General features: G+C 56.6%; 17 protein-coding genes and 1 pseudogene. 10 read left to right on the top strand and 8 right to left on the bottom strand.

All coding sequences use genetic code 11. From position 1 onward, the window contains the following. Positions 1-30: 30 nt before the first annotated feature. A complete protein-coding gene (gene atzF, locus E8M78_RS01445; RefSeq protein WP_137133368.1) occupies positions 31-1839 on the bottom strand; it encodes an allophanate hydrolase in 1809 nt (602 codons plus the stop codon). A 216-nt stretch (positions 1840-2055) separates the two neighbouring features. Continuing rightward, positions 2056-3258, bottom strand: a complete 1203-nt coding sequence (locus tag E8M78_RS01440; RefSeq protein ID WP_137133367.1) for an MFS transporter — start codon at positions 3256-3258, stop codon at positions 2056-2058. Between the two features lie 126 nt (positions 3259-3384). Between E8M78_RS01440 and E8M78_RS01435 the strand changes: the two genes are divergently transcribed. From E8M78_RS01435 to E8M78_RS01425, 3 genes are all read left to right on the top strand, one after another. Then, the gene (locus E8M78_RS01435; RefSeq protein WP_137133366.1) at positions 3385-4188 is read left to right on the top strand and encodes a helix-turn-helix transcriptional regulator; all 804 of its coding nucleotides are present in this window, start codon (positions 3385-3387) and stop codon (positions 4186-4188) included. A gap of 104 nt (positions 4189-4292) precedes the next feature. After that, positions 4293-4517, top strand: a complete 225-nt coding sequence (locus tag E8M78_RS01430) for a hypothetical protein (protein WP_137133365.1) — start codon at positions 4293-4295, stop codon at positions 4515-4517. Positions 4518-4556: 39 nt separating this feature from the next. Beyond that, entirely contained in the window at positions 4557-6266 is a 1710-nt protein-coding gene (locus E8M78_RS01425; protein WP_137133364.1) for a metallophosphoesterase, read from the top strand. Between the two features lie 37 nt (positions 6267-6303). On the opposite strand, the gene E8M78_RS01420 is transcribed toward E8M78_RS01425, so the two are convergent. The 5 genes and pseudogenes from E8M78_RS01420 to E8M78_RS01405 form a co-directional block, all read right to left on the bottom strand. Beyond that, positions 6304-6819: a sensor histidine kinase gene (locus E8M78_RS01420; protein WP_281405044.1), complete on the bottom strand. Its 516-nt coding sequence runs from the start codon at positions 6817-6819 to the stop codon at positions 6304-6306. A gap of 3 nt (positions 6820-6822) precedes the next feature. Continuing rightward, the gene (locus E8M78_RS01415) at positions 6823-7215 is read right to left on the bottom strand and encodes a PAS domain-containing protein (protein WP_281405045.1); all 393 of its coding nucleotides are present in this window, start codon (positions 7213-7215) and stop codon (positions 6823-6825) included. A 10-nt stretch (positions 7216-7225) separates the two neighbouring features. Next, on the bottom strand, positions 7226-7354 hold the full coding sequence (locus E8M78_RS24015; protein WP_281405043.1) for a hypothetical protein: 129 nt from the start codon (positions 7352-7354) through the stop codon (positions 7226-7228). Between the two features lie 350 nt (positions 7355-7704). Next, positions 7705-7977: pseudogene (locus E8M78_RS01410) on the bottom strand (methyl-accepting chemotaxis protein); the annotation flags it as partial. Then, positions 7959-8159 carry a hypothetical protein gene (locus E8M78_RS01405; RefSeq protein WP_137133361.1) on the bottom strand — a complete coding sequence of 67 codons (201 nt, stop codon included), beginning with the start codon at positions 8157-8159 and terminating at the stop codon, positions 7959-7961. The gene E8M78_RS01405 and the pseudogene E8M78_RS01410, both read right to left, overlap by 19 nt. A gap of 325 nt (positions 8160-8484) precedes the next feature. Here E8M78_RS01405 and E8M78_RS01400 point away from each other — a divergent pair, with 325 nt between their 5' ends. From E8M78_RS01400 to E8M78_RS01385, 4 genes are all read left to right on the top strand, one after another. Further along, positions 8485-8748, top strand: coding sequence for a DUF982 domain-containing protein (locus E8M78_RS01400; RefSeq protein WP_062556376.1), 264 nt, complete (start codon positions 8485-8487; stop codon positions 8746-8748). A 169-nt stretch (positions 8749-8917) separates the two neighbouring features. Then, entirely contained in the window at positions 8918-10357 is a 1440-nt protein-coding gene (locus E8M78_RS01395; RefSeq protein WP_137133360.1) for an efflux RND transporter periplasmic adaptor subunit, read from the top strand. Beyond that, on the top strand, positions 10354-13464 hold the full coding sequence (locus E8M78_RS01390) for an efflux RND transporter permease subunit (protein ID WP_137133359.1): 3111 nt from the start codon (positions 10354-10356) through the stop codon (positions 13462-13464). The genes E8M78_RS01395 and E8M78_RS01390 overlap by 4 nt, the downstream gene beginning before the upstream one ends. Then, positions 13461-16580, top strand: coding sequence for an efflux RND transporter permease subunit (locus E8M78_RS01385; protein ID WP_137133358.1), 3120 nt, complete (start codon positions 13461-13463; stop codon positions 16578-16580). The genes E8M78_RS01390 and E8M78_RS01385 overlap by 4 nt, the downstream gene beginning before the upstream one ends. A 16-nt stretch (positions 16581-16596) precedes the next feature. Here the strand turns inward: E8M78_RS01385 and E8M78_RS01380 are convergent, their stop codons facing one another. Next, the gene (locus E8M78_RS01380; RefSeq protein ID WP_170973287.1) at positions 16597-17253 is read right to left on the bottom strand and encodes a TetR family transcriptional regulator; all 657 of its coding nucleotides are present in this window, start codon (positions 17251-17253) and stop codon (positions 16597-16599) included. A 236-nt stretch (positions 17254-17489) separates the two neighbouring features. Between E8M78_RS01380 and E8M78_RS01375 the strand changes: the two genes are divergently transcribed. From E8M78_RS01375 to E8M78_RS01365, 3 genes are read left to right on the top strand one after another with little or no spacing between them, the layout of a single operon-like run. Beyond that, a complete protein-coding gene (locus E8M78_RS01375; protein ID WP_170973286.1) occupies positions 17490-18458 on the top strand; it encodes an efflux RND transporter periplasmic adaptor subunit in 969 nt (322 codons plus the stop codon). Continuing rightward, complete coding sequence (locus E8M78_RS01370) at positions 18455-19528, top strand: efflux RND transporter periplasmic adaptor subunit (RefSeq protein WP_137133355.1); 1074 nt, start codon at positions 18455-18457, stop codon at positions 19526-19528. The genes E8M78_RS01375 and E8M78_RS01370 overlap by 4 nt, the downstream gene beginning before the upstream one ends. Beyond that, positions 19525-22611, top strand: coding sequence for an efflux RND transporter permease subunit (locus E8M78_RS01365; protein ID WP_137133354.1), 3087 nt, complete (start codon positions 19525-19527; stop codon positions 22609-22611). The genes E8M78_RS01370 and E8M78_RS01365 overlap by 4 nt, the downstream gene beginning before the upstream one ends. Positions 22612-22773 lie beyond the last annotated feature (162 nt).

Raw genomic sequence — 22773 nt, 5'->3', positions numbered from 1 at the left:
GAATTTTGCTTGCCCCGCGCTTTCTCGACCTCAACCGTTCTGCCTGACGCTCGCGATGTAAGCCCGCCAACCACCAAGTGCCGTGATCTCTTTGGCTTCCTCAAGCGCATAAGGCTCGCACAGAAAGCCAGACACCTGTGAGCCATCGTCAAGCGTGACCTTTCCGATACCAAGCGGCGCCGGAATGTTTTGGACAAAACGCCCGAACGCCTGGGGACTCACCTTCCAGACTTCCACCTCCAGTCCTGGTCCGGAAAAACCCGGCTCTCGGATGAGCCCCGGCTTCGGAGGTGTTGTGTTCGGCAACACGTAAAGCCGGTAGTCGGCAGCCGTCCGGCAGCGTTTGATCAAGCGCCCGCCTGGGCCGGTCAGTTCGTGATTCAGCGGCATACCCGTGAGATGGGCTCCAACCACGAGGATAGGAACAAACCCGTCATCAGGTTCTGTCACCATTGATGCTTGCGGCAAGACGGCACTTCGGTCCTTACCCATGCCGGGGGCGCAAGCACGATGCAGCGCATCCGCGAAAGGTGCCAAGGCATCATCGGAAAAGGCGGGGCCGAAAAGGGTAACACCGTTCGGCAGGCCGGTTGCACCGAAACCTCCGGGCACAGCGATCGCTGCGTATCCGAAGAGATTGGCAAAATTGGTGTAGCGGCCGAAGTGGCTGTTCTTGACGATGGGATCAGCCATCATCGCATCCACTGTGTAGGTGGTCGGCGAGGTCGGCAGCATCAATATGTCCACCTTTAACCATTCCGCGTCAGCCCTCTGACGCAGGTGGCCAAGCTTATATTGCCCCTCAAAAGCCGCGACGGCATCATAGGCTTTAGCGCCTTCGATAATCTGTCTTACGGTCGGGTCGAAATCCTGCGCATTCGTCGCAAGGAAATCCTTGACCGCCGCCAGACGCTCCGCCACCCATGGCCCGTTGTAAAGCAGTTCCGCTGCCTGACGGAATGGGGCGTAGTCAAAGGGCACGATCGTCGCGCCGAGCGACTGTGCCCTTTCGATGGCAGCGTCATAGAGAGCTTCCACCTCATTGTTCTCGAAGAACTCGCGCTCCGAGATATCAAGCACACCAATGCGCAGACCATGGTGCGGAAGCGTTGCCGAAGTTGCCTTGCGGGAATATGGATCTCCCGCATCATAGCCCTCCATGACTTTTCGGATAGCGACACCATCCCCGACGGTCGCTGCAAAGATCGTCACGACGTCAACGCTGCGGCAGGCTGGCACCACGCCCACATTCGGAACGAGACCTGGAGTTGGCTTGATGCCCACGAGGTTATTGAAGGCTGCCGGAACGCGACCGGAACCCGCAGTATCGGTTCCAAGCGAGAAACTTACCAGTCCAGCACCAACCGCAACGGCCGACCCGGAAGACGAACCACCTGAAACATAATCGCGATTGAATACGGAGCGTGGCGCGCCATAGGGCGAGCGGGTTCCGTTCAATCCGGTTGCAAACTGATCAAGGTTTGTCTTCCCAATCACCAGAGCACCTGCGGCCTTCAGGCGCGCGACAACCGTGGCGTCCGTACCGGGCTCGTAGGCGAAGGCCGGGCATCCGGCCGTGGTGGGGAGTCCCGCCACATCGATATTGTCCTTGACTGCAAAGGGCACGCCCCAAAGCGGCAGGCTGTTTGGCTCCGGTGCTCGCTGTATCAATTCTCTTGCCGCAGCAAGCAACTGATGTGGAGGGGTTTGCGTGATGAAGATTGCCGGATCCTCGGATGCCTCTCGGCGCGCGATGATTTCATCGATCATCTGCAGGGGCGTCAGACCAGAGGCATAGGCCGCTCTCAAGGCTTCGAGATCGAGGATAGTCGGCAGCATTCAAACCTCCGGCACAGGGCTGCTATAATTACCGAAAGTGTATGCAATTTACATGCCATGCAAGAGGTTTAAAATTCTGCCGTTAGCGACGGCCAAAGCCGAACAACGAAGCCCTAGCGAAGCCCTCAGACGATCAAGTGCTTTAAATTTGTGCGCTTGCAATCGGACGATTGAGAGTTACTAGCGAAGCCTTCCCGGCTTCGCCAATCTTCGTTATCAGGCGCGTCGCTCGCTCGGAAGCCGAGGCAGCAAGACGGTGAGCAGTCCAAGGAGCGGCATGAACGAGCAGAGGCTATAGACGAACTCGATGCCCTGCCGGTCGGCAAACACGCCGAGCACCGCAGCTCCGATCCCCCCGAAGCCGAAGGCAAAGCCAAAGAACAGTCCGGCGATCAATCCCACGCGACCTGGCACCAGTTCCTGCGCGAAGACAACGATTGCCGAAAACGCAGAGGAGAAAATGAACCCGATCAGAATTAACAACACCGACGTCCAAAACAGATCGGCATAGGGCAGCAGCAGCGCAAATGGAATGACCCCGAGAATAGAGAACCAGATCACGCTTCGGGAACCGAAACGATCGCCGATCGGACCACCAACGAAAACACCCGCCGCCGACGCGCCTAGGAACAGAAAGAGCATGAGTTGCGCATCCTGAACGCTGACGTTGAACTTGTGGATCGCATAGAATGTGAAATAGCTCGAAATACTGGCGAGATAGGCGTTCTTGGTGGCGGTCAGGATGATCAGGATCGCAAGTGTCCAGGCCACATGCGAACGTTGCAGCGGCAGGGTGCGGCTTGGCGTTGCGCGGCCCGCGTTACTGCGGCGATGGCGCATGTACCAGACGCTGACGCCCGACAAGACACAAAAGCCAAGCAGCGCAATTAGAGAGAACCAGCTCAGGACCGACTGTCCATAGGGGATGACGATGAAGGCGGCGAGAAGAGGTCCGATGGCCGTGCCTGTATTTCCGCCCACCTGAAACATGGATTGAGCCAGTCCGTGACGACCACCCGACGCCAATCTCGCGACACGAGATGCCTCCGGGTGAAAAATCGCCGATCCAATACCGATGAGACAAGCGCCGATGACCAGCACGACGAAGTGATGGGCAAAGGCAAGGGTGATAAGACCCGCGCAGGTGGACAGCATGGCTGTCGGCAGAGAAAAGGGCATGGGCCAACGGTCGGTAATAACGCCAACGGCTGGCTGTAATAGTGAAGCGGTGACCTGAAATGCAAAGGTCAGAAGGCCGATCTGCACGAAGTCGAGCGCGTAATTGGCCTTGAGGAGAGGATAGAGCGATGTCAGCAGTGACTGCATGATATCATTGAGCATGTGGCAAAAACTTGCCGCGAAGATGATGGAAACAGCAGTCTTCTCTGCCGTGCCTCCTGTGGCAGCTATGCTCGCCATGCCAGTTCCTCTGTCCTTTTTGGATTTCATGTCTTGGTTGCGTCGAAACAGCGCAAAGGTTGGTTTACCGAGCTTGCCGATGGCCCGCATTTGTGTTTCGGTCTATTTATTTCGCGAATGGGCCAAATGCGTATTGTCGATCAAATGTCGGGCGATGAACCGGATTATCAGGACCACAGCCGTAGCCTTGCCTGGATAGAGCAGGCGAATGAGAAGCTGATCGCGCTTGAACGCGTTTATCCGGCAGGCTTTGAGGTGCCGGTACACTCACACGGCCGCACTCAGTTATGGTTTGCGCGCAAGGGTATCGTGCTGGTCAATACCGACGGCAGGCGATGGATGATCCCGCCAGGGCATGCGCTGGTCATTCCATCGAATTACCGACACTCGGCGGAGATGATCAGCGAAGTACACATGCAATCGATCTATTGGGATTTGCCGGAAGGGAGTCCGGCCCATCCGCGTGTCGTGGAAGTCACGCCTCTGGCTCAGAACCTCATCGGCGAACTCGTCGATGTCGAGAAAAGGCCTGAGCGCTATCATCGCCTCAGCCTTGTCACGGACCTTCTGCTGGACGAATTCGAGCAGTTTCCAGAACGGCCGCTGGGACTTCCCTTTCCCAACCATGCGGGCTTGGCCAAGCTATGTCGCCGTTTTTTAAGCGCGCCAACCGCAGCCACCAGTATCGACGATTGGGCCAGAGAACTGAAGACGAGCCGGCGCACCTTCACCCGCCGTTTCCGTGAAGAAACAGGCATCAGTTTTACGCAGTGGCGTCAGCAGGCCTGTGTCTTCGCCTCCCTTCCCCGCCTGGCCGAAGGCCAGAGTGTCACCACCGTCGCGCTGGACGCCGGCTACGAGAATATTGCTGCCTTCTCCACAATGTTTCGACGCATTCTGGGCCGCCCTCCCCGAACTTATCTGAGTTGAGCCTGCACGATTTTCGCGGATACAGCCCATCGTCCTTGCGCCTCGTTGTCATTCACGGCGATTGCGCGTAGTTAGCCGATATTCCTCTGGAGAAAGTCGCGAGAATGACAGATCAGCACGACGACGAAATGACCATCAGCAGCCGCAGCGACTTTGCCCAATGGGCAATCGAGCGGGCGAAGGCTATCGTCGCAGATCAGGGAGCGGACCTCGCGCTTGCGGCTCGCGACGGCACGGATGAAAAGGTCGGCGAAACGGCAAACGCCCTGGGTCAGGCCATTGTCGATGCCATGATGGAAGTCTTCGACGGTCTCATCGGCGAAGAATAGGTCCGACTGAATTTCAGTACACAGTATAAGCTTGTCGCCATGCCTCATCACAATACCATTGCTGTTATCGCCGATATCCACTTCCATGATCTTGACGCAGACTTTGGTTTTCCCGGGATAACAATAGATGGCCAGCGCATGGCTCTGCGCACATGGTCCGAAACACGCCAGTCAACGCGCGTTTTCAACGAGAGCGCGCCAGCGCTCCACGCGGCATTGAAGGCAGTCATAGAGCGGGGAATCCGGCACGTTGTGCTGCTCGGCGACTATTCCGATGACGGGCAACGGTCCACCATGCAGCGGCTGCGTGCAATACTGCTGGGCTACGAAAAAGAGTATGGCCTGAAGTTCTACGCACTACCAGGAAATCACGACATTTTCGGACCAGCCGGGCGTCATCAGACGAAGCAATTTATCAGTGCCGATGGATCCGGGGTCCTGATTACCAGCGACAAGGCCCTGACGGGTAGCGATGTCATCGTCAGCGACAACATGTATTGCGAAGGTTACCCTGTCGGGCTCCAGCCAATGCGCGAGTTCGGCTATTATCGCCAACCCTCTTATCTTCATTGGGAAACGCCCTTCGGATTATCCGACCGGGATGATGACCGGCGATATGAGATCGCATCACCGGACGGCAAGAACGTTTACTCGCTCGTGGATGCGTCCTATCTGGTCGAACCGGAACCCGGCCTTTGGCTGTTGATGATCGATGCCAACATCTTCGAGCCGCGGAACGGAAGCTTTGCACGGGAGGAGGAAGCCGCCTTCATCGATAGCACTGCAGCCGGATGGAATGCGCTTTTGCGATGCAAGCCGTTTCTGATCGACTGGATCGCAAGTGTTGCGGCCAGGGCTGAAGCTTCCGGGAAGACACTGCTTGCCTTTTCACATTATCCGGTGCTGGATCCATTCGACGGTACGAGCGCCGCTGAAGCAGCCCTGTTCGGCGAAACCAACGTCGTTCGCAGAACACCCCAACCAGCTGTTGCCGCGAAGCTCATACAATGCGGCGTGGAAGTCCATTTCAGCGGCCATCTCCATGTAGAGGGCGTAACAAGTGCCGCCATGGAACATGGCGAACTTCGCAATATTGCAGTCCCTTCTCTCGTGGCCTTCCCGCCCGCCCTCAAGACAGTCGCGTTGACCGAAAAGGGTATCATGGTTGACACTATTTCCCTCAACGATATGCCCGTCGAGCAAGCCATTTCGGCCGCTTATAAACTTGAGGCAAAACGTAAGGGTGAGACTGAAGATAGAGCCTTTGCAGCAAATGATTACCGGACGTTTCTCGTCGCTCACCTTCGCTCGCTCATCCAGCATCGCTATTTCAAGAAGGAATGGCCTCGAGCCGTCGTGCAGAACCTTACAGACCAAGACTTTCGCAGCGCATGTAGCGTTCTCGGGCCGGCGATTGATCAGCCAGACCTCCTGCGTTATCTGGCGGAAACGATAAACTTGCCGGAAGCAGATCTTGGTGACATTCCACTGATCGACATTATTCTTGATTGGTACTGCCTACGGCAAGCCTCGCAACTGGCTTTCGAAACAATCAGCCAGAGCAGGCTTGATCTTTATGCAGCCTTGGGCGCGCAATGTTTTAAACAAGCGCCAAGCACGGCTGAACTTGAAACAGAACGGTTTCTCCGGATCTTTTTCTCAGGTTTCCATGGCTTCCTGAAAAGGGCCCATCAGTCCAAAAACCAGCTGGAAATTACGTTCAAATCGCAAAGAAAAGCTTTCGCCTGAGACGCAGCAATCATGGACCCTGCACCCTTGGCAAGCATCATAAGGCGACAGTTGGCGCCGGCGCGACCATTCTGCAAACCACACCCGTGGGCAGATAATCAAGCGTAACTTTGCCTTGGAAATCCGATGCGAGAGCGCGCATGACAAGCTTGGATCCGAAGCCACGTGAACTGGGTTCGGTAACCGGCGGACCACCACTTTCGCGCCACTCGAACAGCAACCGTTCGCTGGGAATGCGATGGTCATCGATGCGCCATTCGATATCCACCGTACCTTCTTCGCCGGACAAAGCACCGTACTTGGTGGCATTTGTAGCCAGTTCATGCACAGACAAAGCAAGTGAGAGCGCCTGCTTGGCCGTCAGATCAAGGTCGTCACCCTGAATGGAGCATCGCTCCGGCCTTGGCAGATGCGGTTCCAGAGCCTTCTCGATCACGGCCCGCATCGGCGCATTCTGCCATGTTTTCGCGGTTATGATTTCATTGGCTTTCGATAAAGCCTGAATCCTCGTCAGGAACGCCATCCTGCGGTCGCTGATATCCTCGCCTTTCAAGGTCTACGAGGCCACTGCTGCGACCATGGCGAGTGTATTCTTGATGCGATGCTGAAGTTCCTGGGCGAGCAATTCGTTGCGGCGCAAAGCGTCGGTAACTTCAGTGATATCTTTTGAGATGGATAGGAGATGGGTGGGATATCCATCCTCACCAAACACCGGAATGACCTGGACTTCCCAGAACTTGGGCGTTCCTTTCGCGGTCTTTGCGTCACCGAAGAATTGTGCCGGCTGCCCGGATGCAACCGTTTCAACAGCCTGACGTGCGGCGACGTTACCGTCTCCAGCCCAGAAATCCGGCCAAGGGCAGCCTTGGAAGGCTCCAAAGTCCTCGACCTCCATCGCCCGCTTGCCGCCATCACTCATGAATTGAAGACGTCCCTCGAGATCCAGGATCTTGATGCAGTCACCGCAGCCAATTTAGCACGGCTGCCAGCAAGGCCGCATTCCCGATCAATCTGGAATCCGCAGCCTGAAGCTCATCATTCATCTTCGCCAGCATTTCTGCCGAAGTCACGGAGAAGGATTTGCTCACGACGTTTTCACTACCTTCTCAATCATTTGGTACATACCGCAGGCTATTGCAGCATCAATCACCGAAGACAGGAATGGTTCCTTGAAACGGACGACAATTCATCCACCTCAACGATTGGGCATCGACGCTGGCTTCATTACACTGGTTCAGTACACGCAAGTATTGAAAGCCGGATCGCAATTCTACCTGCGACCCGGCGAAAATCATAAACGTTCGTCAAAGGTTGTCCGGATTTAGAATTTGCTCCAATTTTCAGAGGCGACCGTCAAAGACTGAGTTCCAGCGACTGCAGCCTTACGCACCATTGGCTGGCGCACCGGCAGGGTGCCCGTCTTGCGGGTGTTCGTGGCAGCGCGCATTGTTTCACCCGTTGCTCTCAGAGCGGCGGACTTGACTCCCGCAACCCGAAAACGGGCAACCAGATTTTTGAGGGTATTGGACTCACCGAGCAAGGCCATACTGGCTGCAGTTGTTTCTTCGACCATGGCAGCGTTTTGCTGAGTTACCTGATCCATCTGATTGACCGCCATATTGACCTCCTTGAGGCCAGACGCTTGCTTACTGGCCGAAACGGAGATTTGACGGATCGGCCCGTTGATCTGCATCACCTGCTGAGCGATCTTTCGAGCGATTTTCCTTCATGCGCTATCGCTTCGGCATTGGATTGCTCCATCGTCGATGCCTGCACGCGGTCTCCTGTCTGCGAGATCAGAGCGAGATTGGCGAGGATGAGAACAAGGCCGATCGATATTCCAGTGACGAACAGGAGCTTCGCTGCGATGGAACGGGAAAAGAAGGCGAACATGAATGCCTCGAGTAGGATGCATAGATGCAGGGACACTCTTTCCACGACATCATGACGCGGGCGGGCACAGATAGACATCTCTAATACTATAAAGACTAATAGTGATAAACTTAATGTGAGATAAACTTAGATGAAAGACGCGCACTCCAGACAAGCCAGCGCATAAGCGGCTGCACCGTGCCGGATTTGTGAAACAGCCTTGATTGGTCAGTTCTCGACATTAAGCGTATGGTAACTATCGCCGGGACAGCAGGCTAGATGCATAACCGGCTGGAACCCATTGTTTACATTCGGCGTTTCTCTGAGCGACAGGGAGATAGGCTTGATGACGAATGAAGTGGTAGACGGTCGTAACGCTCCGCGATGGCTGACGCCAGTTTGGGTCCGTCTTAACGATGGATCTCCGGAAGCGGTTCATGGCCCGGCAGAAGCTTTGGAGAAACTGATGTTTCGTTGGCCGCCACGGCGCGGGCGTCATTACCGAAGTGCACGAACCAGCTGCCTGGCAGCAGTCAACCGTCAAATGGCGCAGGATCTTGCACGAGAGGCATTCATTCGGGCATCGCTGGAGGCCAAACTTTTGGATTGATCTTTGGGGATGCAGAGACGGACCTGAAAAAGTCGGTTCATTACGTTCTTGTAAGTGGCATTTTCTCGAAGTTGTGATTGGGTTATCACGATGATGTCAGACAGCTTCGAGCGGTTTTCGAACCTTCGGATGCTGCAGACTATGCCAACACGACATGAACGGTTGATCGATGAAGTCAGTAACAAAAGTGGTTCTGCTCGGCCTTGCGCTTGCTGGAGCAGGACTTGCCTACGCCGTTCAGCACCCCGACATGAAATCGGTGGCCTCGTCTTGGCTTGGGAAAGAAAAGAAAGAGCGGGAAGGAGGCCGGGATCGGTCCATTCCCGTCGTGGCAACGCCAGCCAAACTTGCCGATGTGCCGATATACGCCACGGGCGTGGGGACGGTAAGACCCGCTAATTCTGTCGTCGTGCGCGCACAAGTCAGCGGACGCATCACCGAGATCCGCTTTCAGGAAGGCCAGGACATCAAGAAGGGCGAGATTATTGCCCGCCTGGATGACGCGCTTTACAGGGCACAGCTCGATCAGGCTATCGCCAAGAAGGCCCAGGATGGGGCGTTGTTGGACAATGCGGTCGTGGAATACGAACGCGTTCAACGTCTCGCAGGAAATTCGGCGGCGACCCAGCAACAGGTCGATAACCAGCGGGCGCTGGTGGCGCAGTACAAAGCTCAGGTCCAATCAGACCAGGCATCGATCGAGGCCGCGCAGGTTCAACTGGATTACACCACCATACGCGCACCCATCGACGGACGGACCGGTATTCGCAATGTCGACGTCGGCAACATCGTTTCCAGTGGTGATTCCAGCGGGATCGTCACACTGTCGCAAATTCGACCGATCACCGTCGTGTTTTCCGTGCCGCAGCAGGAACTGGCCCGCGTAAACGCAGCAAGCTCCAAAGCCCCTCTGAGTGTTGATGCATTTGCGGATGACGGCAAAACCGTGCTTGGACAAGGGCGCCTGACCGTCGTCGACAATCAGGTCGATGCCACAACAGGCACGGTCAAGCTGCGCGCGGACTTTCCCAATGAGAATCTTTCGCTGTGGCCGGGAGCATTCGTCAATGCGCGCCTTCTGGTCGAAACGCGAAAAGACCGGTTGACCGTTCCATCCGCAGCCGTGCAACGAGGGCCGGGTGGCACCTATTCCTATGTTGTCGAGAGCGACGACAAGGTCCGAATGCAGGCGGTCTCGGTGCAGATGCAGGATGACCGGATCGCGGTGATCAGCGATGGCCTTAAAGCGGGGGAGCGCGTTGTGACAACCGGCTTTGCGCGATTGCAGGACGGCGCGCAGGTCAAGGTTTCGACGCCTGAAGATGCGGATCCTGCCAAGATGGTCGTCCCGCTTTCGGATGAAAATCGCGCACAGCGTCGCAAGGGCGGCGGAAACCGAAACAACGGCCAGAACAACCCTCCTGCAGGAGAGCATTCCGGTCAACCGGGTTCAGCTCCGCCTCACCCCGAAAATGGAAATGCCAACAAAGGCACGGAAGCGCCTTCAGAAAAGCCTTCGGGCGATGGCGGCGCGGTGCCTCCAAAAGATGGTGCCCATCCTGGGGCACCGAAGGCTGACGGCCAGAAGTCGGCTGATGCATCGCGATGAGTATTTCCACGCCCTTCATCTCGCGACCCGTCGCAACCTCCCTTCTCGGAATTGCCACTTTGCTAGGTGGACTGCTAGGATTTTTCTCGCTTCCGGTCGCACCCCTGCCCCAGGTGGATTTTCCAACGATCCGGGTGACGACACAGTTGCCTGGAGCCGATCCGGACACCATGACGGCCCTGGTAACCGCGCCGCTGGAGCGGCCGCTGGGGCAAATCCCGTCCGTGGCGGCAATGACGTCCTCGAGCGCTTTTGGCATCAGTCAGATCACGCTGCAGTTTAATCTTGATCGAGACATCGATGGAGCGGCTCAGGATGTGCAGGCTGCCATCAATGCGGCAGCCGGCAGCCTGCCCAAGACGCTGCCCTACCCACCGACCTACGCCAAGGTCAATCCGGCAGACACACCGATCATCACGCTGGCCTTGCATTCGGATACCTATCCCATCCGTGACCTTAGCGATTTCACCGATACGATCATGTCGCAACGCCTGAGCGAAGTCTCGGGCGTGGGTGATGTGCGCGTCGAGGGCGGGGTACGGCCAGCCATCCGCATTCAGGCAGACCTGACGCGGCTTGCCTCATACGGTCTTTCGTTGGAGGACCTGCGCACAGCCATCACCAATGCCAATGTCTCGGGAGCGAAAGGTGCCGTGGACGGCACGTTTCAGTCTTTCACGCTCTCTGCAAATGACCAGATCCACGAACCCGAGGTCTATCGACAGTCCATCATAGCCTACAAGAACAATGCGCCGGTCCGTCTGAAGGATGTAGCGGATGTCGTGGAAGGGCTGGAGAACAGCCGTGTCGGCGCATGGTATAACGGCCGTGCAGCCGTTATCGTCGATGTCATGCGCCAACCAGGAGCGAATGTCATACAGACGGTAGAGGATGTGCGCTCACAACTTCCCCGGCTGAAGGCGACACTACCGGCTGGCGTCGCGCTTGATATCGTCAACGACCGAACGGAGACGATCCGGGCTTCCATTCACGATGTGCAGTGGACTTTGGTGCTGTCCATCGCGCTGGTTATCCTCGTCGTCTTTCTGTTCCTGCGAACTCTCACGGCTACCATCATTGCCGGGGTCGCCCTGCCGCTATCGCTCATCGCAACGTTCGGCATCATGTGGTTTGCCGGGTTCAGCCTCGACAACCTTTCGCTGATGGCGCTGACGATCGGAACCGGCTTCGTCGTCGACGACGCCATTGTCATGATCGAGAACATCGCCCGTCACATCGAAGAGGGCGAACATCCGATGAAGGCAGCACTGAAAGGTGCTGGTGAAATCGGCTTCACCATCATATCGCTGACCGCTTCGCTGATCGCGGTTTTCATTCCGCTGCTGTTCATGACAGGAATTGTCGGGCGCATGTTCCGGGAATTTGCGCTGACGCTCACCATAGCTGTGGTCGTGTCTGCCATTATTTCTCTAACCCTCACGCCGATGATGTGCGCGCGCATTCTGCGGGCGCCGAAAGCCAGAAGCACCGGAATTCTGGGTATCAGTGATCACTTCATGGACTGGGTCAATCGAGGCTACCATAGAAGCGTTGTCTGGGCAGTCAATCGCGGCTGGCTGATGCTGGGCCTGACGGTGCTCACGCTCGGCGTTACCGTTTTTCTCTATCTGATCATCCCGAAGGGGTTCCTGCCGGTTCAGGATACGGGCATGATAACCGCTGTCGTTGAAACGGAGCCGACGAGTTCCTTCGACGCGATGAAGACGACGCAACAGGTGATCGGCGACCGCTTGCGACAGGATCCCGCGGTTGAAAGCGTGGTTGCAGTCATCGGCACGAGCGCGACGAACCTGACGCTGAATACCGCAAGCTACCGCATCGTTCTGAAGCCACAGGACGAAAGGGATATATCCTCGACCGACCTGATTGATCGACTGCGGGAGCGCGTTGCCGGAATTCCCGGAATTCATGCGACCTTCCAGAGCGTTCGCGATATTTCAATCAGTACACGGGCCAGCCGCGCGCCCTATCAATACACGCTGACCGGCACGAACGCGGCGACTGTCGCAGACTGGGCGGAAAGGCTCGCGCGTCGCCTCCAGCAGGATCCGCTCCTGATTGATGTCACCTCCGAAGTCGAGCTTGGCGGCGGGCGGCTCGCCATTCAGGTCAACCGGGAAACGGCGGCTAGGCTTGGCGTATCCATGCAGGCCATCAGCGATACGCTCTACGACGCCTTCGGGCAGCGCCAGATCAGCACGATTTATGGTCAGGCCAACCAGTATCGCGTTATTCTGGAGGCAGCAGAGCGCTTTCAGGGCAACCCCAACGCCCTGGATCAGCTTTATGTGGCGGGCGCCAATGGCACGATGATACCGCTTGGCGCGATCGCCACGGTACGCTTCACCACGGCTCCGCTGGTCATCAGCCGCAGCGAACAGTTTCCCGCAGTAACCCTGAGCTTCGATCTGGCACGAGGGGCTTCCTTGTCAAACGCCGTGGCCGCGATCAAAAGCGCCGAAACCGAGATTGGCCTTCCAGCCTCTATCCAGCGCCATTACAGCGGCGATACGGAAGAGTTCGATCGATCCCTCGCGGGTGAACCCTGGCTGATACTGGCGGCTATCATCACAATCTACATCGTTCTCGGCCTGCTTTACGAGAGCGCCATCCACCCGATCACGATCCTCTCAACCCTTCCTTCGGCCGGTGTGGGTGCGCTGTTGGCGCTTATGGCATTCGGGCAGGATCTCTCGATCATCGCGCTGATCGGCATCGTTCTCTTGATGGGCATCGTAAAGAAGAATGCGATCATGATGATCGACTTTGCGCTCAGTGCGGAACGGGAGGACGAGCTCTCTCCGCGTGAAGCCATCATCAAGGCGGCGAGCCTTCGTTTTCGCCCCATCATGATGACGACGCTGGCGGCCCTCTTTGGCGCCCTTCCGCTTGCACTGGCACAAGGCTCCGGCGCGGAACTGCGCATTCCGCTCGGCATTTCTATCATCGGCGGCCTGCTGCTCAGCCAGTTGCTGACGCTCTATACGACACCAGTCATCTATCTTGCGCTGGATCGACTGCGGATCCGCAAGTCGGAACAGCCAAGCAAAACACCTGAAGTACGCAACGCTGGGGAAACGGCATGAACCTGTCCGCCCCCTTCATCAGGCGTCCAGTCGGCACCACGCTTCTGGCGATTGGCCTGATGATAATGGGCATTGTGGCCTATCGCTTTCTGCCAGTTTCCAGTCTGCCAGCGGTGGATCTGCCCACGATTCGTGTGTCAGCCAGCCGTCCGGGAGCCGATCCGGAAAGCATGGCATCAAGCGTGGCGGCACCGCTTGAGCGGCACCTCGGTGCGATTGCCGGATTGACGGAGCTGACATCGACCAGCGGGCTGGGCACGACGAACATTTTCTTGCAGTTCGACATTTCCCGCAACGTCGATAGCGCCGCACAGGATGTGCAGGCGGCTATCAATGCTGCCGTGGCCGATTTGCCGAGCGACATGCCGAACCTGCCGTCGATGCGCAAGGCAAACCCTGCCGCAGCACCCATACTCACACTGGCGCTCACCTCATCCACCCTTCCCGCAAGTGCCATTTTCGATGCTGCGGATACGGTCGTCGTGCAGCGCATCTCCCAGGTGGAGGGTGTGGGCGACGTCAATGTCAGCGGCGCGGATCAACCGGCGGTCCGCGTGCGGCTTGACCCGGACCGGCTGGCAGCCATCGGGCTTTCCGCAAACGACGTGCGCAATGCCATCGTCAATGGAAATGCCCTCGCTCCTGTGGGTGCCATTGATGGACCGAATGCATTCTATGCGCTCTCTCTCAACGCTCAACTCACCAAGCCGGAAGATTACGGAGACCTGATCATTCGGTCTGGTGATGGAACCGCGACCCGGCTTTCGGATATCGCCAGCGTAGAACCGGGCGTGCGCAATCGTCGGTCCGATGCGTGGTTCAACGGCAAGCCAGCCATTCTTCTGAATATCACCAAGGCAACGGACGCCAATGTGGTGGCAACTGTCGATGCTGTGCGCGCACTGTTCCCTGAGTTGAAACAGTTGATCCCTGCCGGTATCGAAATCGATGTCTTGAACGACCGCACGACGACTATCAATGCAAGCGTGAAGGACATGCAGTTCACGCTCTTTGCAACTATCAGCCTCGTCATGGCCGTTGTTTTCGTTTTTCTCCGGAGACTGGTCCCGACATTCGCGGCGGGCATTACGGTGCCCTTGTCCTTTGCCGGGGCCTTTGCCGCCATGTGGCTTACGGGCCTTTCGATAGACAATCTATCCTTGATGGCCCTGGCCGTTGCCAGCGGCTTCGTGGTCGATGATGCCATCGTCATGATCGAGAATGTCTATGCAAATCTCGAAAAGGGCATAACGCCGCTGGAAGCGGCGCTCGAAGGCGCAAGCCAGATCGGCTTCACCGTGATTGCGATCAGTGTATCGCTGATGGCCGCCTTCATTCCACTGTTCTTCATGGGCGGTGTTGTCGGAAAATTCTTCCTGACCTTCTCCCTGACCCTGGCCTTCACGATCCTCGTTTCGACCATCGTCTCGCTCACATTGACGCCGATGATCTGCGGCCACAAGCTGAAGGCGCATGGCTTGGAGGCACGGGCGAACTGGTTCGACCGATTGGTCGAGGGCGCCATGGATGGCATGATCGTCTTCTACGACAGAACTCTCAGCGGTCTGTTGCACCATCGCTTCCTCGCAATCTTCACGACTGCCGCCTGCATTGCGATGACAGGCTATCTCTACGCAAAGGTTCCCAAGGGTTTTATTCCAAGGGACGATACCGGTTTCGTGATGGGCAACAGCCAAGCGGCCAGCGACATCTCGTATCCAGCCATGGTCGAACTTCAACGGCGCGCGCTCGCGATCGTCGAAAAGGATCCAGCTGTCAAGAACATAGGCGCAAGTGTCGGCGGTGGCTTTCTCGGAACCGCCAATCGCGGGCAAATGCAAATCTCGTTGAAACCGCGGGCGGAGCGAGATCCGACCGATGTGGTTGTCGAGCGTCTGCGCCGGGCAACGGCGGTCATTCCCGGCCTCGATACCTCCTTTCATTCGCCAAGTGATATCCGTATCGGTGCCCGTTCTTCAGATTCAGAATTCCAGTTTACGCTCTGGAGCGCTGATTACGCAGAGCTTATCACCTGGGCGCCACGGATCTTGGCAAGGCTGAGGCAGGAATCGCTGCTGACGGATGTCAATAGCGACCGGCAACCCAATGGACTACAGGCGAATGTGGTGGTTGATCGGACGGCCGCTTCACGGCTTGGCATACGCATGAGCGCCGTCGATACGGCCCTGAACAATGCCTTCGCGCAGAGACAGGTGACAGTGATCTATGGCGAGCGGAACCAGTACCGCGTCATCCTGGAGGCCTATCCGGAATTCGCGAAAGACCCGGAGCATATCCTGAAAATCTATGTTCCGGCGACAGGCGGCACTCAGGTGCCTCTCAGCGCATTTGCCAAGGTCGAGCGGACACTGGCACCCATAGGCGTGAACCATGAGGATCAGTTCCCCTCCGTCACGATCTCCTACAATGTCGGGCCTGAAACAACGCTCTCGCAGGCAAACGACGCTATCAAGGCCGCAGTCGCGGATATGCATCTGCCCGATACGCTTCATGCTGAATTTGCGGGCGACGCCGCCAATGCCAGCGATTCCGCCAGCAACCAGCCGCTTCTCATTTTCGCTGCGCTACTAGCCGTTTATATCGTGCTGGGCATTCTCTATGAGAGCCTCGTCCACCCTCTGACGATTATCTCAACGCTGCCATCTGCCGGGCTCGGCGCTCTGCTGGCACTGTGGGTCAGCGGTACGGAACTGACTCTTGTCGCATTCATCGGCATTATTCTTCTTATCGGGATCGTGAAGAAGAATGGCATAATGCTGGTCGATTTTGCCCTCGATGCAGAACGCCGTCTTGGCATGACGCCAGCTGAGGCCATTCATGAAGCTTGCCTCAAGCGGTTTCGCCCCATCATGATGACAACCCTTGCGGCCTTCATGGGCGCGCTTCCGTTGATCCTCGCAAGCGGCCCGGGTGCCGACCTTCACCGTCCGCTCGGTATTACGATCATCGGAGGCCTGATTGTGTCGCAGGCGCTGACCCTTTACACAACGCCGATCATCTATCTGATCTTCTCTCGATGGTCGGGTGCACCGTTCAAAAGGGAACTGGAGACAGCTACAGCGGGACAAACCGTGAAGCCAGGCTCATTATTCTGAGATACCCGCACACGGTTCATCGGGTGAGAAGGCCCGTCACAATCCTCGTCATTTGTGACTTAAGCTCCCTCTCGGAGTACTTGATGCCGACCATCTCCGACAAGAAAAACTGCGTTGTCGACAAATGGCCGAGAAGTGAAATGGAAGCAAAAACCGCAAGATCGCCATCTATCAGCTTTGCGTCCTTACTGTGTTCATCCAGAAAATTCCTCAGCTTGGTATGAATAGGATTACCGAGCTTTTCCGCGATAAAGCTCTGCCGCTCCAGATTAGGAGTTCCAGCAACTTCCCCTATCATCAGCCGTGCAAAATGCGGCTTCGAAACAATCATTTCCACGAGTTGTTCCGCGACGTACTCAACTCGTTGCTTGGCTGGAAGCGTTAGAGAATCCGCAATGAATCTGTCGATGCTTTGCACCGATTCTTCGGCGATAGAGGAAACAACAGCGGACCAGAGACCGAATTTCGAACCGTAGCGATATGAAATAAGTGCGACATCTACATCCGCTATCATTGCTATAGTTCTGAGCGATGTATTTTCGAAACCATTTTCAGCAAAACTCTTGAGCGCGGAGTCCAACAACGTGTCGGTACCGGGTTCGGCGCCCTTACGGGGTCGGCCTCGCCCTGCCCTGGCCTTTTGCAATTGCTGCGGTTTCGTTCCTGCTTCCATCTTGACAACTCCCATGCCCGTAAGACATATATTCAACAGATGATGAATTATTTCAACCCTGTTTGTAATCAGGATCAACTATGACGGCAACGTCCCCTCCTCCACCCAAAGCCCCGAAGGATGGAAAAAGATCCCTTCCGGTCGCTATCTTGGCCCTTCTTGGCGTGGTTCTTGCGTCGTGCGACGAGCAAGACAGAGCACGCGAACCGTATTTGGCACACGTCCGGGTCCAATCGGTGACACTCGCACCAGATGTTATTCGTGCAAGCGGCACGGGCGACGTGAAGGCACGCATTGAAAGCGAATTGTCCTTTAAGGTTAGTGGGCGTGTTATATCGCGATACGCAAACGTCGGTGATCGTGTGAAGGCTGGCGATGTGCTGGCACGGCTCGATTCAACCGAGCAGGCCGCTGATCTCGAATCCGCGAAAGCCTCAGTTGCTTCCCAAGAAGCAACATTACGGATGGCCAGCTCCGTTCTCGCACGCCGCAAGGCCTTGACGCAGACCGGGGCCCTCTCGCAGCAGGATCTTGATAGCGCTACCCAGCAATATCAATCCGCCCAAAACGATCTGGAAGCCGCCAAGGCTCGTCTCGAATCGGCAAACGACACCCTGAAGCAAACCGAGTTGCGGGCGGATGCTGACGGAACGATCACGGTTCGTAATGTCGAGGTCGGCCAGGTCGTACAGCCTTCGACATCAGTTTTCACGCTAGCGCATGATGGTGCTCGCGATGCGGTGTTCAACGTTCAGGAGTCCGCGCTCAGCGATGACAGGCAGCCGCTTTCCCTTGAAGTCGCTCTGCTTTCCGATCCTTCGATCAAGGCAAAGGCCTCAGTTCGTGAAATCAGCCCGGCCATTGATCGATCGCTCGGCACGGTCCGTGTGAAGCTCGCAATCGAAAATCCTCCGGCCGCCATGTCACTCGGAGCACCCATCGTGGCCAATGTCGACATGGAGCGTCGGGAACGGATTGATATTCCCTGGCAGGCGCTTGTGTCGAAAGGCGGTCAACCGGCTGTCTGGACCATTGATCCCGAAAAGAAGACAAGCCAGTTGAAGCCCATCGAAATCCAGCGTTACGACTCATCGAAGGTTGTTCTCGCAAGCGGGTTGAAGCCCGGAGAGCTGATCGTGGTCGAAGGCGCGCAGTTCCTGCGGGAGCGCCAGAAAGTTTCATTTGAAGCCGGAGTCGCACGATGAAAATCGGTATTTCCTTCTCCCTTCTTGCGGCAAGCCTGGCACTGGCAGGCTGCACCGAAGAGAAAGAGCCACCGCCACCGGCGCGTCCGGTTCTTTACACGGTCGCGAAGCCACGCGAAGTCACCAGTGCCGGCTTTACCGGCACAGTGGAAGCCAGACAAAGTACTGATCTCGGTTTTCAGGTTCTTGGTCGGATCGTTGCGCGTAACATCAATATTGGCGATATGGTCCAAAAGGGACAGGAACTCGCGAAGCTGGATGCAAACGCACTTCAGCTTGCCGTCACCAAAGCAGAGGCCGATCTTGCTTCCTCGCGAGCCAAACGAGATCTTGCGCGCGCCAATGAGCAGCGTCAGAGCACGCTTCTTGCGACCAATGCGACCACAAAGGAACGCGTAGAAGAGGCTGTTCAGTCTCTCGCCGCCTCCGATGCCTCGGTTCTGCAGCTTGAGGCCGATCTGACCAAGGCGCAGGAACAATTAGGCTATGCCACGCTCATTGCCCAGACAGATGGTGTTGTATCCTCGCTTTCGGCGGAAGTCGGGCAGGTTGTGGCCGCAGGCCAGACGGTTGCCACGATTTCTCGTCTTGATGCCAAGGACGCCGTCATCGATGTACCGGAAAGTTATGGCGAACTGACGAAAATCGGCAGTCCCTTTATCGTATCCCTGCAGGCAAATCCTGAGTTGAAGATCAAGGGAACTGTTAGGGAGGCTGCCCCCCAGGCCGATGCCGCGACGCGCACACGTCGCACAAAGATTGCCCTGGAAGCGACGCCGACAAGTTACCGCCTGGGCAGCACGGTAACGGCAACGCCGATGACGCAGATCAAGGCCGCGCTATGGCTGCCGTCCACGGCCATTGGCAAGAAGGATGGCGCGAGCTTCATCTGGGTCATTGACCCACAAGAGAAGAAAGTCGTTCGCCGTACTGTTGCCGTTGAGCCGTCAACGGCAGACGGAGTGAATATTACACAGGGTCTCAAAGAAGGTGAGCGTGTGGTGACCGCAGGTGTCAATTCGCTGGCCGATAACCAACCCGTTCGTTTTGCTGAAGAGTTGCCTCAATGAACAAGAAATTCAATCTTTCCGAATGGGCACTTCAGCACAAGTCGCTCGTCTGGTACTTCATGATCCTTTCCGCGGTTGCAGGAGTGCTGTCCTACATCAACCTTGGACGCGAAGAAGATCCAGACTTCACGATCAAGACAATGCTGATCCAGGCGCAGTGGCCCGGCGCTTCTGTGACCGAAATGACCAGCCAGGTTACCGATCGTATCGAAAAGAAGCTGCAGGAACTCGACAACCTCGATTACACGAAGAGCATCAGTACACCGGGTCAGACGACCATTTATGTGAACTTGCGCGAGAACACCAAAGCGGCAGATGTGAAGCCGACCTGGGTGAAGGTCCGCAATATGATCAACGACATCTCGTCAACCCTGCCGCAGGGCGTCAAGGGCCCCAGCTTCATTGACAGCTTCGGCGACGTATACGGCAACATCTATGCGTTCACGTCAGATGGACTGACCCAGCGTCAATTGCGGGACTATCTGGAAGCGGCGCGCACAGAGATTCTTAGCGTTCCGAACGTTGGCAAAGTCGATCTGATCGGCGCTCAGGATGAAGTCGTCTATCTGGAGTTCTCGACGAGACAGATGGCAGCGCTCGGCATTACGCAGAGCCAGATCATCGATACGCTGCAACAACAAAATGCGGTGGTTGCCTCTGGCACGATGCGCACAGGCTCCGAAAACATCAATATCAGGGTCTCCGGTCAATTTGCGACCGAAGACGCCATTCGAAACATCAACCTGCGTGTCAACGATCGATTTTTCCGCCTGAGCGATGTGGCGAAAATCACGCGCAGCTATTCCGATCCGGCGCAGCCACTGTTCCGCTACAACGGTCAGCCGGCCATTGGTCTCGCCATTGGCATGAAAACAGGCGCCAATCTGTTGAAATTCGGTGAAGCCCTGTCGAAAACCATGGATCGCGTCATTGCTGATCTGCCGGTTGGCATCGGCGTCCATCACGTGGCCGATCAGGCGGTCGTCGTCGAAGAAGCCGTTGGCGGGTTTACGAAGGCTCTCTTCGAAGCAATCGCTATCGTTCTGGTGGTCAGCTTCCTCAGCCTTGGCATGCGCGCAGGCTTGGTCGTTGCGGTTTCGATTCCGCTGGTGCTGGCCATTACCTTCGTGTTCATGGAATATCTCGGGATCTCGCTGCAACGCATTTCGCTGGGCGCGTTGATCATCGCGCTGGGGCTTCTTGTCGATGACGCGATGATTGCGATCGAAATGATGGTGTCAAAGCTGGAAGCAGGCGAAACGCTCGCCAAGGCGGCGACCGCTGTCTATACATCCACTGCCTTCCCAATGCTGACGGGCACACTGGTCACCGTTGCCAGCTTCATCCCGGTCGGTCTGAATGATAGTGCGGCAGGTGAATTCACCTATACGCTCTTCGTTGTCATTGCCGTTTCGCTAATCGTGTCCTGGATTGTGGCGGTTCTGTTCGCACCCTTGCTCGGTGTCGTCATACTCCCGAAAACGATGAAGAAACATGAGGAGCACAAGAGCCTGCTGGCGCGCATCTTCTCGAAGATCCTGCATCTCTGCGTCAACTTTCCGAAGATCACCATCCTCGTCACAGTCGCGATGTTCGGAGCGTCCGTGTACGGCATGGGCTTCGTGCAGCAGCAGTTCTTCCCGTCGTCCGATCGTCCCGAGCTAATTGTCGACTGGAATTCGCGGCATAACTACACGCTTGCCCAGACGAAAGCCGATATGGACAAGTTCGAGGCAGAGTATCTGGCCAAGGACGAGGACATTCTTCACTGGACATCCTATGTTGGGCAGGGTGCAAAGCGTTTCGTTCTTTCCTTTGATGTGCAACCATCAACCGCCTATTTCGGGCAGATGGTCATCGTCACGAAGAGTATCGAAGCTCGTCAACACCTGAAGGCCAAGTTGCAGAAGGCTGTTGAGACTGACTACCCTGGCACGGACATTCTGTTCAAGGAAATGGAACTCGGACCCCCGGTCGGTCGTCCTATCCAATATCGCGTCAGTGGACCGGATCCGCAGCAAGTCCGTATCCTTGCTGGGGAATTGGCAGGGTTGGTTGGCCAGGATCCACGCCTCGGCCGCGTAGTGTTCAACTGGAACGAGCCCTCGCGTACGGTCAAGGTAGATGTGCTGCAGGACAAGGCCCGGCAGCTTGGGGTCACGTCTTCCGACATCGCAACCGCGCTTAACAACATTACCAACGGATCAACCATCACGCAGATCCGCGATGGCATCTACCTGATTGATGTTGTGGGCCGTGCGACCGAAGATGAGCGCCGTTCCATCGAGACCCTGCGGAACCTGCAGTTGCCAGGCAATAATGGCCAATCGGTTCCACTCGCTTCGATTGCAAACTTCCGCTACGAACTCGAGCAACCGGTGATCTGGCGCCGCGATCGCCTCCCCACGATTACAGTGGCGGCGGCAATTGCCGACAAGACGCTGCCGGCAACAGTGAACGCCTCGCTGAAGCCGGCACTGAAGGAGTTCGCGGAAAAGTTGCCTATCGGCTACAAGCTCGAAACGGGTGGGTCGGTTGAAAGCAGTGCAAAAAGTCAGGCGCCGATTGCCGCAGTCGTGCCGCTTATGCTGCTGACCATGGCGACCATCCTCATGTTCCAGTTGCAGAGCTTCCAACGCCTGTTCATGGTCGTCATCGTTGCCCCTCTCGGCCTCATCGGTGTTGTCGCAGCGCTGCTGCCAAGCGGTGCACCGCTCGGCTTCGTCGCCATCCTCGGAGTTCTTGCCCTGATCGGCATTCTAATCCGAAACTCGGTTATTCTGGTGGTTGAAATCGAGACGCTCCGCACGGCAGGACGCCATGCCTGGGATGCGGTCATTGAGGCATCGGAACACCGGATGCGACCTATCATGCTGACCGCCGCGGCCGCCAGCTTGGCGCTCATTCCGATCGCACGGGAGATTTTCTGGGGACCAATGGCCTATGCGATGATGGGGGGTATCATTGTCGGTACGGTCCTTACCCTCCTGTTCCTCCCAGCCCTCTACATCGTCTGGTTCCGGGTCAAGAAACCGACCAATGATGAAGAATCCGCGCCCTCGACAGCGGCGCTCACACACTAGGTAGCGCCTATTAGAGAAGCAAGCGGGGCGGAGAGCAATCTCCGCCCCGCTTTTGTTTCGGTGCTTATCCAATGACTTGCTCTGCTGGGTAGCAATTAACTCGCATTGCACCCAAAATAATCGTGCCGAACAATATTTACTAATTATGTTATGTGCGGCTAT

It is taken from the genome of Rhizobium sp. FKY42, from assembly GCF_005222835.1.
GTDB lineage: Bacteria > Pseudomonadota > Alphaproteobacteria > Rhizobiales > Rhizobiaceae > Neorhizobium.
Note: the sequence above shows the minus strand (reverse complement) of the source record. Positions and strands in the feature narration are given on the sequence as shown.

Excerpts from the sequence above, each read along its gene's own strand:
- atzF (WP_137133368.1), bottom strand. The coding sequence starts at position 1,839 with ATGCTGCCGACTATCCTCGATCTCGAAGCCTTGAGAGCGGCCTATGCC.
- E8M78_RS01440 (WP_137133367.1), bottom strand. The coding sequence starts at position 3,258 with ATGGCGAGCATAGCTGCCACAGGAGGCACGGCAGAGAAGACTGCTGTT.
- E8M78_RS01435 (WP_137133366.1), top strand. The coding sequence starts at position 3,385 with ATGCGTATTGTCGATCAAATGTCGGGCGATGAACCGGATTATCAGGAC.
- E8M78_RS01430 (WP_137133365.1), top strand. The coding sequence starts at position 4,293 with ATGACAGATCAGCACGACGACGAAATGACCATCAGCAGCCGCAGCGAC.
- E8M78_RS01425 (WP_137133364.1), top strand. The coding sequence starts at position 4,557 with ATGCCTCATCACAATACCATTGCTGTTATCGCCGATATCCACTTCCAT.
- E8M78_RS01405 (WP_137133361.1), bottom strand. The coding sequence starts at position 8,159 with ATGTTCGCCTTCTTTTCCCGTTCCATCGCAGCGAAGCTCCTGTTCGTC.
- E8M78_RS01400 (WP_062556376.1), top strand. The coding sequence starts at position 8,485 with ATGACGAATGAAGTGGTAGACGGTCGTAACGCTCCGCGATGGCTGACG.
- E8M78_RS01395 (WP_137133360.1), top strand. The coding sequence starts at position 8,918 with ATGAAGTCAGTAACAAAAGTGGTTCTGCTCGGCCTTGCGCTTGCTGGA.
- E8M78_RS01390 (WP_137133359.1), top strand. The coding sequence starts at position 10,354 with ATGAGTATTTCCACGCCCTTCATCTCGCGACCCGTCGCAACCTCCCTT.
- E8M78_RS01385 (WP_137133358.1), top strand. The coding sequence starts at position 13,461 with ATGAACCTGTCCGCCCCCTTCATCAGGCGTCCAGTCGGCACCACGCTT.
- E8M78_RS01380 (WP_170973287.1), bottom strand. The coding sequence starts at position 17,253 with ATGGAAGCAGGAACGAAACCGCAGCAATTGCAAAAGGCCAGGGCAGGG.
- E8M78_RS01370 (WP_137133355.1), top strand. The coding sequence starts at position 18,455 with ATGAAAATCGGTATTTCCTTCTCCCTTCTTGCGGCAAGCCTGGCACTG.
- E8M78_RS01365 (WP_137133354.1), top strand. The coding sequence starts at position 19,525 with ATGAACAAGAAATTCAATCTTTCCGAATGGGCACTTCAGCACAAGTCG.